The sequence below is a fragment of the Streptomyces sp. NPDC006450 genome (genome assembly GCF_040612195.1).
In the GTDB taxonomy this organism is placed as follows: Bacteria; Actinomycetota; Actinomycetes; order Streptomycetales; family Streptomycetaceae; genus Streptomyces.
The window spans coordinates 55,891-70,681 of sequence record NZ_JBEXPT010000009.1 but is presented as its reverse complement, the minus strand read 5'-3'; the positions used below and the strand labels follow the sequence as shown (position 1 = coordinate 70,681).

Sequence of the window (14,791 nt, the reverse complement as noted above, 5' to 3'; positions counted from 1 at the left end):
CAGGAAGTAGGGGGGGAGGGGACGATCGGATGGGGCTGAGGGGGCCGAGCTCCGGCCGTTGCCGAAGGGCAGGAACGGGTCAGCCCTTGACCGCGCCCTGCATGATGCCGCCGACGATCTGCCGGCCCAGCAGGCCGAAGACGAGCAGGACCGGCAGTGTGCCGAGCAGCGTGCCGGCCATGATGACCGACTGGTCGTTGACGTAGCCGCCGCCGAGCTGCCGCAGCGCGACCTGCACGGTCGGCTCCTGTGAGGACAACGCGATGACCGGCCAGAAGAAGTCGTTCCACGCCGTCATGAACGTGAGCATGCCGAGCACCGCCATCCCCGGCCGCGCGATCGGGATCACGATCGACCAGAAGATGCGGGCCGTGGAGGCCCCGTCCACGCGGGCCGCCTCGATCAACTCGTCCGGCAGCGACTGGATCAGGTACTGGCGCATGAAGAACACCCCGAACGCCGACACCAGACCGGGCAGGATCACCGCCTGGAGCTGGTTCACCCACTGGAGTTCGGCGATCAGCATGAACAACGGGATCACGCCGAGCTGCGGCGGGATCATCATCGTCCCGATCGTCAACGTCAGCAGGGCACCCCGGCCCCGGAACTTCAGCTTGGCGAAGGCGAACCCGGCCAGCGTGCAGGAGAGCACCGTGCCCACGGTGATGGCCCCGGAGACGATCAGCGAGTTCAGCAGCGCCTTGCCGATGTCGGCCTCTTCGAGGACCGCCTCCACATTCTTCATCAGGTTCGGGCCCGGCAGCAGGCTCGGCGGCACCCGTGCCAGGTCCGCGTTGGACCTGCTGGCCGCGACGATCGTCCAGTAGAAGGGGAACGCCGAGATCAGCAGCGCGAAGCCGAGGACGAGGTAGGCGAGCCAGCCGCCCGTCATCGTCCTCCCGGCCCCGCCGCGCTTGCGGAGCCAGGGGCGCCTGCCGGGCCGCTCCCGCGGAGGGCGGCGCTTCTCGGGCGCGGTCGGCGGTGGGGCGAGCGCGGTCATCGGCCGGCCTCCTTGCGTGCACGGCGGCGCGCGATCAGGGCATTGACCCCGACGAGCACCACGATCAGGACGAACATCACCCAGGCGATGGCCGCGGCCCGCCCCAGGTGGAAGAAGCCCCAGCCCTGCTCGTACATGTACAGGCCGAGGGTCTGGTACTGGTGCGAGATGCCGCCGGAGATCGACCCCTCGAACAGCAGCGGCTCACCGAAGAGCTGGGTCGCGCCGATCGTCGAGATGATCACGGTGAAGACGATGGTCGGCCGCAGCCCGGGAAGGGTCACGTGGATGAACTGGCGCCAGCGCGACGCCCCGTCCATCCCCGCGGCCTCGTACAGCTCGTGCGGGATCGACTGCATGCCCGCCAGGTAGATCAGTGCGTTGTAGCCGGTCCAGCGCCAGATCACGATCGTCGACACGGCGATCTGCGAGGCGACCGTGCCCGTCTGCCAGTCCACCGGGTCGATGCCGATGAGCCCGATCACGTAGTTGATCAGCCCGAAGTCGCGGCCGAAGAGCTGCGCGAAGACGAGCGTGGCGGCGGCCACGGACGTCGCGTAGGGGAGCAGGACCGCGGTCCTGATGAACGTCCGGCCGCGCAGCTTGTAGTTGAGCAAGTGGGCCAGGCCCAGTGCCATCGCGAGCTGAGGGACGGTGGACAGCACGCCGATGGTGAACGTGTTGCGCAGCGCGGTCCAGAAGTACTCGTCGGTGAAGAGCGCGGTGTAGTTGGCGATGCCCCGCCACTCCATCTCGCCGCTCGTCTGGAGTTCGACGCGGTAGAGGGAGACGAACGCCGTGTAGAGGAGGGGGAAGAGGCCGAAGGCGAGGAACAGGGTGAAGAAGGGGGCGACGTAGGCGTACGGGGAGGCCTTGCGCCAGGTACGCCGCAGAGCGGCTGCCGGACCGTCGCCCGGGTCGGTCCCGGGGCCGGAAGCGGATCCGGGACCGGCTCCGGCTCCGGCCCGGCGGGGTCCGGCCTTCGCGAGGGAGGTGGGGGACACGATGCGGCCCTTCGGGATCGGGGCGGGAGGGATGACAGGGTGGGAGGGTTGACGGGCGCGGGAGGGGTACGGCGTGCGACCGGTGTCAGCCGATCACGTTCGCCACGCCCTTCTTCGCCGTCTCCCATGCCGTGTCCGACGAGACCCCCTTGCGCTCGACCTCGCTCAGCGCGTTCGTCAGCTGCTGCATCACGTTCTGGTCGTGCACGCCCAGCACCTGGACCGGGGACGCCTTGGCCGCGTCACCGAAGATCTGACCGATCGGGGCGTCCGAGAAGTACGGGTCCTTGGCGTCCGCGATCTTCGCGATCGCGCCCGTCGAGGAGGGGAAGTTGCCCTGCTTCTGGAAGACCTTCGCCTGCTGCTCGGGCGCGGTGAGCCACTCGATCAGTTGGTACGCCTCCTTCTTGTGCTTGGCCGCACGCGGGATCGAGAGGTACGAGCCGCCCCAGTTGCCCGCTCCGCCGGGGAGCTTGGCGACGTCCCACTTGCCCTGGCCCGCGGCACCGGCCTGGCCCTTGACGTAGCCGAGCATCCAGGCCGGGCACGGGATCGTGGCGAACGAACCGGCGGCGAAGGCTTGGTTCCACTGCGGCGACCACTGGTCGAGCTTGGCGCTCAGGCCGGCTTCGGCGGCCTTCACGGAGGTGTCCCAGGCCGTCCTGACCGCCGGGTTCGTCTCGTAGACCAACGTGCCGGAGGCGTCGTAGTACCGCTCCTTCTCCTGGCCGATCATGACTCCGTAAAGGGATCCGATGCTGTCCAGCCACGCGCTCGTGGCAGGTGCCTTCTTCTTGTACTCCTTGCCCAGCTCCAGGTAGCCGTCCCACGTGGACCACTTCTTCGCGAGCTCCTCGCGGTCGGTGGGGAGACCGGCCTGCTTGAAGAGGTCGGTTCGGTAGCACATGGCCTCGGGGCCCACGTCCGTGCCGAGGCCCAGGACCTTGCCGTCCTTCGTGGTCGCCGCCGACCACTTGGCCTCGGCGAACTGGCCCTTGAGCTTGTCCGCCCCGAACGCCTTCAGGTCCTCGAACTTGTCGGACTGCTGCTGGGTCACCGACGCGATCCGGCCCACCTCGACGCCCTGCACGTCCGCGAGACCGCCACCGCCCGCGAGGCGGGTCTGGAGCGACTTCCAGTAGTCCGCCTCGTCCTGGGTGTCGCTCTGCTTGATCGTGACGTCGGGGTGGAGACTCTGGTACTCCTCGTAGAGCCCGGCCTCCTTGAAGCCGAAGGACCCGAAGAGGTCGACCGTGAGGGTGACCTTGCCGCCCGCGCCGTCGGAGGAGTCCGGTGGGGCGCTGGATCCACAGGCGGCGAGGAGGGCCCCTGTGAGGACGACCGCACCCAGGCGGGCTGTGGCTCTCTTGGCGGCTCGGGCGATGGGCATGGGAAGCCTCCCTTGACTTCGGGATGAACAGAGCGCTTTGAGAGCGCTCTCAGTGCGTGCGTCTGGAGCGTCCCCCACCGCCTGCTCCCCGTCAAGAGTCGAACGCATAACAGCTTGGTGTTCCCTCCAACTGCCCGCAGTGCTGGTTCTCTTGACACTGAGGTTTCAGGAGATTTACGTTCCTTGGCACTTGAGAGCGCTCTCGAACGCGCTCTTCCCCCCACTGATCGAGGTGCTGTTTCGTGCAAGCCTCCCTCGCCAGACCTGCAGCGGCGACGCTCCTGGCCATCGCCCTGGCCGCCGTCGGCCTGGGTTCCGCCGCCTCCCCCGCGGTCGCCGCCACCATCCCCGCGGGTTCCGGCAGTTACACCGATGCCCGGCCCGCGGGTACGTCCGGACCCACCACGAACACCGGTGCCCCCGTCACCCCCAAACTCACCGCCGCCGCCCGGGACAAGCCGGTCCCGACCAACGACTGGTGGACCTCGCTCGCCTACCAGCGCTACGGCGACAACCCGTACTCCACTCCCATGTACGGTCACCCCCTCACGTACCAGGCCAAGGCCTCCGGCCTGGAGGTCGGCTACCCGACCGCGCCCGCGATCGTAGGTGACGGCCGGCAGTACGAGTACGCCCACAAGGCCGACCTCACCGTCGGCCTCACGGGCCTGAACTCACCCGACACCAAGGCCGACGCCTGGTCGGACTGGACGGTCACCCCGTACTGGGCGGACGGCTCCCGTACCTTCCGGGCCACCATCGGCCACGGCATGCCGTTCGTATACGCCAAGGGCTCCGGCGGCGACGCCCGCATCACGGCCGCTTCCACGCCCACCGTCTTCGCGGACAACGGCAACGTCCTCGGCATCACGGTCGCCGGGCACCACTACGCGCTCTTCGCCCCGACCGGCGCCGACTGGAACGTCTCCGGCACCACGATCACCGCCGGACTCGCGGGCAAGGACTACTTCTCGCTCGCGGTCCTGCCCTCCACGGACGCGCTGGCGACCTACCGCAAGTACGCGTTCAGCTTCGTCACCGGCTCCCAGGTGGCCTGGCAGAACGCCGGCGGCGACGTCCGGGCGACGTACACCCTGACCACGGAGGCCAAGGAGGGCACCGAGCGCGGCACGCTCCAGGCCCTCTACCGCCACCAGTGGCTTCACACCACCGACGCGCTGACCCCGTACACGTACGTCTCACCGCGCGGCACCATGAAGGTGCGCGAGTCCGCCTCCTTCACCACCAGCCAGAAGAACAACGGCGTGGTGCCCGCCCTGCCCGCCTCCAGCGGCGTCGACCGGGCGCGGCTGACCGGCTACCTCAACGAGGTCGCCAACGCCTCCGACCCGTTCTCCGGGGCTTCCGACACCTACTGGACCGGCAAGGCGCTCGGCCGGCTCGCCCAACTGGTTCCCGTGGCCGACCAGATCGGCCAGACCGCGACCCGCGACAAGCTCCTCGGCCTCATGAAGGGCCGGCTCCAGGAGTGGTTCACGGCCGGCGGGGCGAGCGAGTTCAGCTACGACAGGGACTGGAAGACCCTCACCGGATACCCGGCCTCGTACGGCAGCGACACCGAACTCAACGATCACCACTTCCACTACAGCTACTACGTCTACGCGGCGGCGATCATCGCCCAGTACGACCAGGCCTGGGCGGCCGACTCGGCCTGGGGCACGATGATCAAGCACCTGATCCGCGACACGGCCAACCCGAGCCGCACCGACTCGGCGTACCCCTTCCTGCGGGGCTTCGACGTGTACGCGGGCCACAGCTGGGCCTCCGGCCACCAGGGCTTCGCGGCGGGCAACAACCAGGAGTCCTCGTCGGAGTCCATCAACCTCAGCGCCGGTCTGGTCCTCTGGGGCGCGGCGACCGGCGACACCTCGCTCCGCGACCTCGGCAGCTACCTGCTGACGACGGAGTCGGAGGCGATCACCCAATACTGGTTCGACGCGAGCGAGCAGGTCTTCCCCGCTGCGTACAAGTACGGCACGGTCGGCATGGTCTGGGGCAGCGGCGCCGCGTACTCCACCTGGTGGACCGCCAACCCGGAGGAGATCCACGGCATCAACGTCCTTCCCGTCACGGGCGGTTCACTCCACCTGGCCCGTGAGAAGGCCGCCATCACCCGGAACATCGCCGAGATGGAGCGCGAGAACGGCGGCCCGGCCCAGGAGTGGCGCGACCTGCTCTGGGAGTTCGAGGCGCTGACCGACCCGGCTTCGGCGAAGACCAAATGGGACGGCATCAACGGCAATTACACCCCCGAGCAGGGTGAGTCCAAGGCGCATACCTACCACTGGATCAACACGCTCAGCACACTGGGCGCACCGGACATGACGGTCAGCGCAGACCTGCCGACCTCCGCCGTCTTCACCAAGAACGGCACGCGTACCTACACCGCGCACAACCACGGCTCCACCGCCCGTACGGTGACCTTCTCGGACGGCAAGACCCTTTCCGTTCCGGCCCGTTCGACGGCCACGGGCACCGGCGCCGGCGGAAACCCGGACCCGGAGGAGCCGGGCCCGTCCACCGGCAACACCTTCCGTCTCAAGACCGGCGGCATCCTCACCACCGCCACCACCGACCCGGCCGGCGTGGACACCCTGGCCTCGGCCGACGGCGTCAACCGGGACGGCACCCCGTACCGGCCGACCGTCTACGAGGTGAGGCAGGTCAACGGCAAGGTCACCGCCGGGGCCGCAACCACGTTCCGCCTCCGGGTGGACGCGGGCACCAAGGTGGGGCTCGCCCCGCAGGTCCGGGTCAGCTACGACCTGTCCGGTGACGGCACCTTCGACCGCACCGAGACCTTCCGCTACTTCGCGACCGATCCGGTCGCGGGCTGGGAGGAGTACACGCAGGCCGTCGGCGCGCAGGCCGTCACCGGCAGCCTGGGCGAACTCAGGAACGGCACCGTCCGCCTGGAGATCTGGAACGCGCTGGGCAACGGCACGTCCCAGGTCCAGACGGGCACGGACGCGGCGGTGCTGAGGATCCCGTACGTGTGATCCCGTTGATGCCTCGTCATCCACCGCCGTGCGATCCACCGCGCGGATGAACCAGATGTACGGGCACGATCGGTGCGGCGGGTCCCCGGCTCCTCGGGCGGGGACCCGCCGTACGCGTTCGCGTAGGCGTGCGCCAGGGGCAGGGCCAGGCTCAGGCCGAGGCCCGCCGGACCAGCATGGTCGGGGTGATCACCGAGTCCGGGGCCGCGCCGTTCCCCGCACGGTCGAGGTTGCGCAGCAGCAGCCGTGCCATCAGCCGCCCCTGGCCCTCGATGTCCTGGTTGACGGTGGTCAGCGGCGGGTCGGTCTCCTTGGCCACCGGATCCATGTCGTCGAACCCTACGACGGCCACCTGCCCGGGCACCGTGATCCCGCGCTCCCGCAGGACCCGTAGAGCCCCCGAGGCCATGAGGTCGTTGGCGACGAACACCGCGTCCAGGTCGGGCCTGCGTTCCAGCAGCTCCGCCATCGCCCGCGCCCCGCTCTCCACGGTGAAAGCGCCCTCGGCGACGAGCGTCGGGTCCATGTCCAGCAGCACGTCCCGGTAGCCGTCGAGACGGTCCATCGCCGAGGTCTGGTCGGGCGGCCCGCCGATGTGCGCGATCCGCTCCCGCCCCAGGTCCCGCAGGTACTGCACGGCGACGCGGGCCCCGCCCCGGTTGTCGGCGTCGACGTACGGAACGGCCCGTTCGCCGGGGTCGGCGGTCCATCCGGGCCGGCCCCCGAACACGGTCGGAATCCCGGCTCGCCGGGTGATCCCGGGCAGCGGGTCGTTCGTGTGCAGCGAGAAGGCGAGAGCGCCGTCCACGTGCCCGCCGGACAGGTACCGGGTGATCCGGTCGAAATCTCCCGGCCCCTCCACCAGCAGCAGCACGAGCTGGGTGTCGTGGGCGGTCAGCTCCTTGCTGATGCCCCGGATCTGCTGGGAGAAGAAGGGGTCCGAGAAGATCCGCACCTCCGGCTCCGCGATGACGACGGCCACCGCGCCCGTCCGCCGGGTCACCAGCGTCCGGGCCGCGTGGTTGGGTACGTAGCCGAGCTCGTCGACCGCCCGGAGCACCTTGTCGACCAGCGGTTTGCGGACCCCGTCGCCCCCGTTGACGACCCGCGAGGCGGTGGCCCGGGAGACTCCCGCACGCGCCGCGACGGCTTCCAGGGTGGGGCGGGACCCGGGGGACTGCTCGGGCAAGGCGGTCGCTCCTCGTCGACGGGGGCGGCGACACGCAAGGTGGTGCGGACCTGTGCCGTCGCCGGATCGTCTACAGCTTAGCGCCGGGACGGGCGGATGGCTGAGAGCGCTTCCAAGCGGGGCCTGCCCAGCTCACCGCGGGCTGGGAGCTGCCCGGCGAACGCGTCCGGCACCGCTCGGGGAAGGTCGGCACGCGGGTGCGGCGGGTTGAGCGTGCGGGCCGCTCAACCGGCGTAGGGCTGCCACATCTTGACGGTCGTGGCCGGATTGCTCGCGGAATTGGACTTGTGCGTCACCAGGCACCGGTACTGCCTGCCGAAATGAACGACACGGTCGTTCTCCGCGTACTGCCGGTTGACTTTCCATTCCGAGAATCCTGCTGCCATGTGACGCCGCCTTTCATCGGGCCGGCACACTGCCGGCCCGCGAGAAGCATCGCACCCTCCTGAGCAGGGCAGACACCCGATCCTGTCGGCCCTGGCCGCCGCGGCCCCGTCCGGGACGGTTCAGGGGGCACCGGGGCCGCTCTTCACGGTCGTCCAGCTGCCGCCCTTCACCGCGTACACCGTCAGCTGCCGGTTGACCGTGTCGCCGTACTCGTCGAAGGCCACGCGCCCGGTGACTCCGTCGAACGCCAGCCCCGACACGGCCTGCGGCATCTTCGCCCGGGCGTCCTGAGGGAGGACTCCGCCGTGGGCCTTCATGACGGCCTTCACCGCTTCGATGACGGCCCAGGTCGCGTCGTACGCGTAGGGGCCGTACGAGCCGGCCGCCTCCGGGTAACCCGCCTCCTGGTACTCCGAGAGGAAGTCCCGTCCCTTGGCCAGCTCCTCGGCGGGAACGCCGATGCCGGTGGCGAGGTCGCCCTCGGCCTTCGGATTCGTCGTGATGAACTGCTGGTCGAAGACGCCGTCGCCGCCCATCAGGGGGATGGTCACGCCCGCCCGCTTGAGCTGCTCGGAGAGCGGCCCGGCGGTGTCGTAGTAGCCGCCGAAGTACACGGCATCGGCGCCCGAGGCCCGCATCTGGGAGGCCAGGTAGGAGAAGTCCTTCTGCGCGGGATCGACGCGGTCCGTACCCACGACGGTTCCGCCGAGCTTCGTGAACGCGGTCCTGAACCCGGAGGTGAGGCCGGTGCCGAAGGCGCTGCCGTCGTCGATGACGTAGAGCTTCCTCTTTCCGGCCTCGTCGTGGAGGTACTGGGCGGCGAACGGCCCCTGGTCGACGTCCGTGGCGACGGTTCGGAAATAGGTCTTGTACGGACGGGACTTGGAGCCCTTGGCCCAGTGGGGGCCGAGGGTCAGCACGGGGTCGGTGTTGGCCGGTGACACGTTGAGGAGGTTCGCCTGCCCGAGCGGTTCCGCCATGGTCTTGGCGACCGAGGAGGTGAGTGGCCCGACGACGCCGAGCACCTTCGCGTCGTCGACGAACCGAGTGGCGTTCGGCCGGCCCTTGGCGGGAGAGGCCTCGTCGTCCAGCGCTTTGATCTCGAACTTCACGCCGGGTACGTGCCCGGTACGGTTGGAGGTCCGGACCGCCAGGTCGGCGGAGTTCTTCATGCCGACCCCCATGGCCGACAGGTCGCCGCTGAGCGGTGCGTCCACTCCGATGACCACGGTGACGGGGGAGGCCGCGGAACCGCTGCCGGACGCCCCGCCGCCGGGCGGGGTGTCACGGGTCAGTTTCCAGGTCAGAACGGAGCCGGCCGCCAGCGTGACCATGGCGACTCCCACTACGGCGGAGCGCCGCGTGAGGGCGCGCCGACGGGAGGACGCACCCTCCTCCCGCCCCTGCCGGTCCCCCCAGCCGAGCGAGATCAGGTCCTCGGCCGGGGGTACGGCCACGGGCGGAGTGGTCGGCCGCTCCGGTACGGGCCGGCGGAGGGTATCGGCCGTGTGTGCCGGTTCCCGGGCCGTGGGCGTCGGCAGGGGTGACGGCGTCGGCAGCTCCGCGTCCGGCTCGGTCGGGGTCGGAGCGTGCTTCGTCGCCGCCTCGGGGACGTGTGCCGGTTCGGGCTCGCGCGGGGCCTCCGCGGCCGCGTCCGCCCGGGACCGGGAGGACTGCAGCGCCGACGCCAGCAGCTCGGCGGCCTCGGCGGCGCCGACGCGTTGCGCAGGGTCCTTCGTGAGGAGCGCGTCCAGCAGGGGCGCCAGCGGGCCGGCGTGGGCCGGCGGCCGGTGGGGGCGGGTGAAGACGGCTACGGCAAGGGCGTGGAGCCCGTCGGCCTCGAACGGCGGGCGTCCCTCGACGGCGTGGTAAAGGGTGGCGCCGAGCGCCCACAGGTCGTTGGCGGGGGTCGGGCGCCTGCCCTCCAGCTGCTCCGGAGGCATGTAGTGCGGGGTTCCGATGACGGTCCCGCTCTGGCTGAGCTTGGTCGTGGCGTCCGCCAGGTGGGCGATGCCGAAGTCGGTGAGGACGACGCGGTCCTTGGTCAGGAGCACGTTGTCCGGCTTGATGTCGCGGTGGATGATCCGTGCGCCGTGTGCTTCGGTGAGCGCGCCGAGCAGGGCGGCCCCAATCTCCGCGACGCGCTGCACGGGCAGCCGGCCCTGCTCGCGGATGGCCGCGGCGAGGGACTGCCCCCGGATGAACTCCATGACGATGACGGGGGCGCCGTGGTGCTCGACGACGTCGTGGATGGTGATGATCCCGGGATGGCTGAGAGTGACCGCCGCGCGGGCCTCTCCGGTGAAACGCCTGAGCAGCGTCGCGCGGTCGCCGTCGTCCAGTCCCGCCGGGAAGAGGATCTCCTTGATGGCGACCTCGCGTCCGAAGAGCTGCTGGTCGATGCCGCGCCAGACCCGGCCCATGCCGCCCTGGCCGATGGGTTCGACCAGCTGGTAGCGGTCGGCGATGAGTTCGGAATTCTGGTCGGTCACGCGCACACTCTAGGACCCGTTGGACCGGCCGGGTGACGGAACCCTGGCCTGATCCAGCGCCCCGTGCCCGGGGGGCGCGGGAAGGCATCCGGGACGGAACGCCCCGCAGCGCGCGCAGCGTGCCCGGTCGTCCGAAACGTCCGCGAGGTTCGGGGCACGTCCAGGGGGCCGCGGGGGCCCAGAGGTGCTACAACTGGGTGCGTGACCCTTCCTTGCCACTCGTGCCGGGCGTGTCGGTGCGGTCACTCCTAGGCAACAGACTCCGAAGCGTCGCCGGACAGGTTTTCGTCCTCCAGGTGGCGATCGTGGTGTTGCTCGCCGCCGGAGCGCTCCTGTCCCTCCTGCTCCAGTCGCGGCACGACAGCGACCGGGAGGCACGCAACCGGTCGGTTTCCGTCGCGCAGACCTTCGCCCACTCCCTGGGCCTCCAGGACGCGCTCGAGACGTCCGATCCGTCCGCCATCCTGCAACCCCTCGCCGAGACGACGCGCAAGGCCGCCAACGTGGACTTCATCGTGGTGATGGACACCAACGGCATCCGCTACAGCCATCCCCAGCCGGACCGCATCGGAGAGAGGTTCGTCGGCACGATCGAGCCCTCGCTCGCCGGAGAGGTCCACACCGAGAGCGTGCAGGGTCCGCTCGGCAAGGAGATCCAGGCGGTGGTGCCGGTCACCGCGCCCGACGGCCGCGTCGTCGCACTGGTCTCGGCGGGCATGACGGTGAAGAACGTGACCGGGGTCGTCGACCGTCAGCTCCCGGTCATCCTCCTGGCCATCGCGACCGGCCTGGCCCTGGCCACCGGCGGCACCGCCCTGATCAGCAGGCGGCTGCGCCGGCAGACCCACGGGCTCGGCACCCAGGAGATGACCCGCATGTACGAGCACCATGACGCGGTGCTCCACGCCGTCCGCGAGGGGGTTTTGATCACTGACGGCGACGGGCGGCTACGGCTGGCGAACGACGAGGCCAAACGGCTGCTCGGCCTGCCGGAGGACGCCGAGGGATGCCGCATCGTGGACGTGCCCGGCCTGGACCGCCGGATGGCGGACCTCCTGCTGTCGGGCCGCGTGGCCACCGACGAGGTGCTCGAAACGGGCGACCGGCTGCTCGTGGTCAACCAGCGGCCCACCCACCCCCGGGGCCGCCAGGAGGGCGCCGTGGTCACCATCCGGGACTCCACCGAGATGCAGGTCCTGACGAGCCGGGCCGAGACGGCCCGCCGACGGCTCAAGCTGCTGTACGACGCGGGAGGCGACGTCGGAACGAGCCTCGACGTGGTGCGGACCGCCGAGGAACTCGCGGCCGTCGCCGTGCCCCGGTTCGCGGACTTCGTCACGGTCGACCTGGCCGACTCGGTGCTCGACGGCGAGGAACCGGGCGGCAATGCCGACATGCGGCGCACGGCGGTCAGCGGGATCCGCTCCGACCATCCGCTCTACCCGCGCGGGTGGCTGATCGAATTCCTTCCGTCCACCCCTCAGGCGCGCGGCTACGGCACCGGTCAAGCGGAACTGGTGCCCTACCTGGCCGACGCGCCGGGCTGGCACGCCCAGGACCCGCCGCGAGCCCAGGCCATCATCGATTACGGGATCCACTCGCTCATCGTGGCCCCACTCCGGGCACGGGGCGTCGTACTCGGGGTGGTCAACTTCTGGCGGTCGCAGAAGCCGGAGCCCTTCGACGAGGACGAGCTGTCACTGGCCGAGGAACTCGTCGCCCGTGCGGCGGTCAGCATGGACAACGCCCGCCGCTACACCCGTGAACACGCCCTGGCGGAGACCCTCCAGCGCAGCCTGCTGCCGCGCGCCCTGCCCGAACAGAGCGCCGTGGACGTGGCGCACTTCTACCTGCCCGCCCAGTCCGGGGTGGGCGGCGACTGGTTCGACGTGATCCCCCTGCCGGGCAGCCGGGTCGCGCTGGTCGTCGGAGACGTCGTCGGGCACGGACTGCACGCCGCAGCCACCATGGGGCGCCTCCGCACGGCGGTGCACAACTTCTCCACCCTCGACCTGCCGCCCGACGACATCCTCGCCCGCCTGGACGACCTGGTGCAGCGCATCGACCGCGACGGCGCCGCCGACGACCTGGACGGCGGCGTACTGGGCGCGACCTGCCTGTACGCCGTCTACGACCCGGTGTCGCAGCGCTGCACCATGGCGCGGGCAGGGCATCTGCCACCCCTCCTCGTCGCTCCCGACGGCACGACGAGCATCGTGGACCTGCCGGCCGGGCCCCCGCTGGGGCTGGGTGGCATTCCGTTCGAAACCGCGGAGTTGTACCTGGCGGAAGGCAGCCAGCTCGTCCTGTACACGGACGGGCTGATCGAGGAGCGGACCCGGGACATCGGCGAGGGGCTGGAGCTGCTCCGCGCGGTGCTGAGCCATCCGGACCGGGACCCGGCGGAGAGCTGCCGGGCCGTACTCGATCTCCTGCTGCCGGCCCGTCCGACCGACGACGTGGCGCTGCTCATCGCGCGGACGCGGACCCTCGGCCCGGACCGGGTCGCGGAGTGGGACATGCCGTTCCAGCCGAGTGCCGTGGCCGCCACGCGGAGCATCGCGATGAAGCAGCTCGACGAATGGGGCTTGTCGGAACTCGGCTTCGCCACCGAACTGATCCTCAGCGAACTGGTCACCAACGCCCTGCGGCACGGCAGCGCGCCGGTCCGGGTACGGCTGCTGCACTCCCGCACGCTGACCTGCGAGGTGTGGGACGGCAGCAGCACCGCCCCGCACCTGCGGTACGCCGCCACCACGGACGAGGGAGGGCGCGGCCTGTTCCTGGTGGCGCAGCTCAGCGAGCACTGGGGCACCCGCTACACGCCCGACGGCAAAGTCATCTGGGCGGAACAGGCCCTCCCCGACACCCCCGGCGTCGGCGAACCGTCCCTCGCGCCCTTCCTCGACCTGGAAGCCCTCTGATGTCAGACGGTGCGCCACCGGGCCATCGCCCAGGAGAACAGTCCGAAGAGCAGCAGCCCCACGGCGACCGCCACCAGCAGCCACGGACCCGCCGGGGTGGTGGTGAACGACCGCAGCGTGTCGTCCACCCCCTTCGCCTGTGCGGGGTCGTAGCGCAGCGCCGCGAACACGAGGAAGCCGCCGGCCGCGATGCCCACCGTTCCCCGGGCCAGGCCGCCGGTCACCCCGAGGAAGTCGACGGTCTTGCGCCACCGGGCGGAGACACCCCCCATCGACAGGTGCTTGCGGAAGGAACAGCGTGCGGCCTGCACCGCGATGACCACGCCCGCGATGGCGATCCCGATCCCGGCGGCGCTCACCAGCCATTGGCCGGCGGGCAGCTCCAGGGCCTTCGCCGTCGCATCGCGCGACTGTTCGTCCCCGGAGCGGCTGCTGCCCGCCGAGAAGGTCAGCACCGAGAAGGCGACCACGCTGTAGAACACGCACCGGCCTGCCGAGGCCAGCCGTTTCAACGGCTTGTCGCCGTCCGGTCCGGCTGCCCCGAACAGAGCCTCCGCCAGACGCCACAGCGCCATGCCCACGAGTCCGAGGCCCACGGCCCAGACCAGGACACCGCCGAAGGGCTTGCCCGAGAGCTCCTGAAGGGCTCCCTGCCGGTCGGCCTCCTCGCCTCCGCCGCCCAGGGCAATGCGTACGGCCAGCATCCCGACCAGCACGTACAGCACCCCGCGTGCCAGCAGCCCGCAGCGTGCCGTGACCTCTCGGCCCCGGCCGCCCCGCGAGGCGGTACGGGCCCCTCGGGAGGCGGCGCGAGCGCCCCCGTCCGCCGCCAGAATTCCCATCGCGGTCAGATCTCCCCGCGCCAGGAACCGGTCGCGACCCCGCGCGACTCGATGAACAGCTTGAACCGCTTGAGATCACCCGCGACCTGACGCTTGACGAAGCCGAGCTTGTCGGCGGCGGTCTCGGCCAGACCGTCGGGTGCCCAGTTCATGTGCAGGACGACCTTGGTGGTGCTCGCGTCGATCGGCTGGAAGGTGACGAGCCCGGCCTGGCGGGCCTCCCCGTCGACCGTCATCCACGCGACCCGCCGGTCCGGGAGCTGCTCGGTGATCTGCGCGTCGAACTCCCGCTGTACACCGTTCACGTTCGTCACCCAGTGGGTGAGCGTGTCCGTGCGCTGGACGATGCGTTCGACCCCCTCCATGAAGACGGGGAAGTCCTCGAACTGGGTCCACTGGTTGTAGGCCGTGCGTACGGGGACGTTGACCTCGACGTACTCCTCGACGTGCGACATGCGCACTCCTTTCGTGTCGTCAGCAGCCCGCACCCGTAGGTGCGGGGCGTCCGTCAGGACGTCTGGAGGCGCGGCTACCCGAGCTTGA

General features: G+C 70.5%; 10 protein-coding genes. 2 read left to right on the top strand and 8 right to left on the bottom strand.

The window, feature by feature from the left end:
- Positions 1-79: 79 nt before the first annotated feature.
- The 3 genes from ABZY57_RS06085 to ABZY57_RS06075 form a co-directional block, all read right to left on the bottom strand.
- The gene (locus tag ABZY57_RS06085) at positions 80-1,000 is read right to left on the bottom strand and encodes a carbohydrate ABC transporter permease (RefSeq protein WP_356508605.1); all 921 of its coding nucleotides are present in this window, start codon (positions 998-1,000) and stop codon (positions 80-82) included.
- Positions 997-2,004 (bottom strand): sugar ABC transporter permease, encoded by a 1,008-nt coding sequence (locus ABZY57_RS06080; protein WP_356508603.1) that lies wholly within the window; start codon positions 2,002-2,004, stop codon positions 997-999. Before ABZY57_RS06080 ends, ABZY57_RS06085 begins: the two co-directional genes overlap by 4 nt.
- 85 nt (positions 2,005-2,089) lie before the next feature.
- Entirely contained in the window at positions 2,090-3,394 is a 1,305-nt protein-coding gene (locus ABZY57_RS06075) for an extracellular solute-binding protein (protein WP_356508601.1), read from the bottom strand.
- 242 nt (positions 3,395-3,636) lie between these two features.
- Here ABZY57_RS06075 and ABZY57_RS06070 point away from each other — a divergent pair, with 242 nt between their 5' ends.
- Entirely contained in the window at positions 3,637-6,414 is a 2,778-nt protein-coding gene (locus ABZY57_RS06070; protein ID WP_356508599.1) for a glycosyl hydrolase, read from the top strand.
- 151 nt (positions 6,415-6,565) lie between these two features.
- Here ABZY57_RS06070 and ABZY57_RS06065 read toward each other — a convergent pair whose 3' ends face one another.
- From ABZY57_RS06065 to ABZY57_RS06055, 3 genes are all read right to left on the bottom strand, one after another.
- Positions 6,566-7,603 carry a LacI family DNA-binding transcriptional regulator gene (locus ABZY57_RS06065; protein ID WP_356508597.1) on the bottom strand — a complete coding sequence of 346 codons (1,038 nt, stop codon included), beginning with the start codon at positions 7,601-7,603 and terminating at the stop codon, positions 6,566-6,568.
- Positions 7,604-7,827: 224 nt separating this feature from the next.
- Entirely contained in the window at positions 7,828-7,989 is a 162-nt protein-coding gene (locus tag ABZY57_RS06060) for a carbohydrate-binding protein (RefSeq protein ID WP_243337014.1), read from the bottom strand.
- Positions 7,990-8,109: 120 nt separating this feature from the next.
- Positions 8,110-10,482, bottom strand: a complete 2,373-nt coding sequence (locus ABZY57_RS06055) for a bifunctional serine/threonine-protein kinase/ABC transporter substrate-binding protein (RefSeq protein ID WP_356508594.1) — start codon at positions 10,480-10,482, stop codon at positions 8,110-8,112.
- Positions 10,483-10,778: 296 nt separating this feature from the next.
- Between ABZY57_RS06055 and ABZY57_RS06050 the strand changes: the two genes are divergently transcribed.
- The gene (locus ABZY57_RS06050; RefSeq protein WP_356508592.1) at positions 10,779-13,406 is read left to right on the top strand and encodes a SpoIIE family protein phosphatase; all 2,628 of its coding nucleotides are present in this window, start codon (positions 10,779-10,781) and stop codon (positions 13,404-13,406) included.
- 2 nt (positions 13,407-13,408) lie between these two features.
- Here the strand turns inward: ABZY57_RS06050 and ABZY57_RS06045 are convergent, their stop codons facing one another.
- Entirely contained in the window at positions 13,409-14,248 is an 840-nt protein-coding gene (locus ABZY57_RS06045; protein ID WP_356508590.1) for a DUF1206 domain-containing protein, read from the bottom strand.
- Positions 14,249-14,253: 5 nt separating this feature from the next.
- Positions 14,254-14,703 (bottom strand): SRPBCC family protein, encoded by a 450-nt coding sequence (locus ABZY57_RS06040; RefSeq protein ID WP_356508588.1) that lies wholly within the window; start codon positions 14,701-14,703, stop codon positions 14,254-14,256.
- Positions 14,704-14,791: the final 88 nt, after the last annotated feature.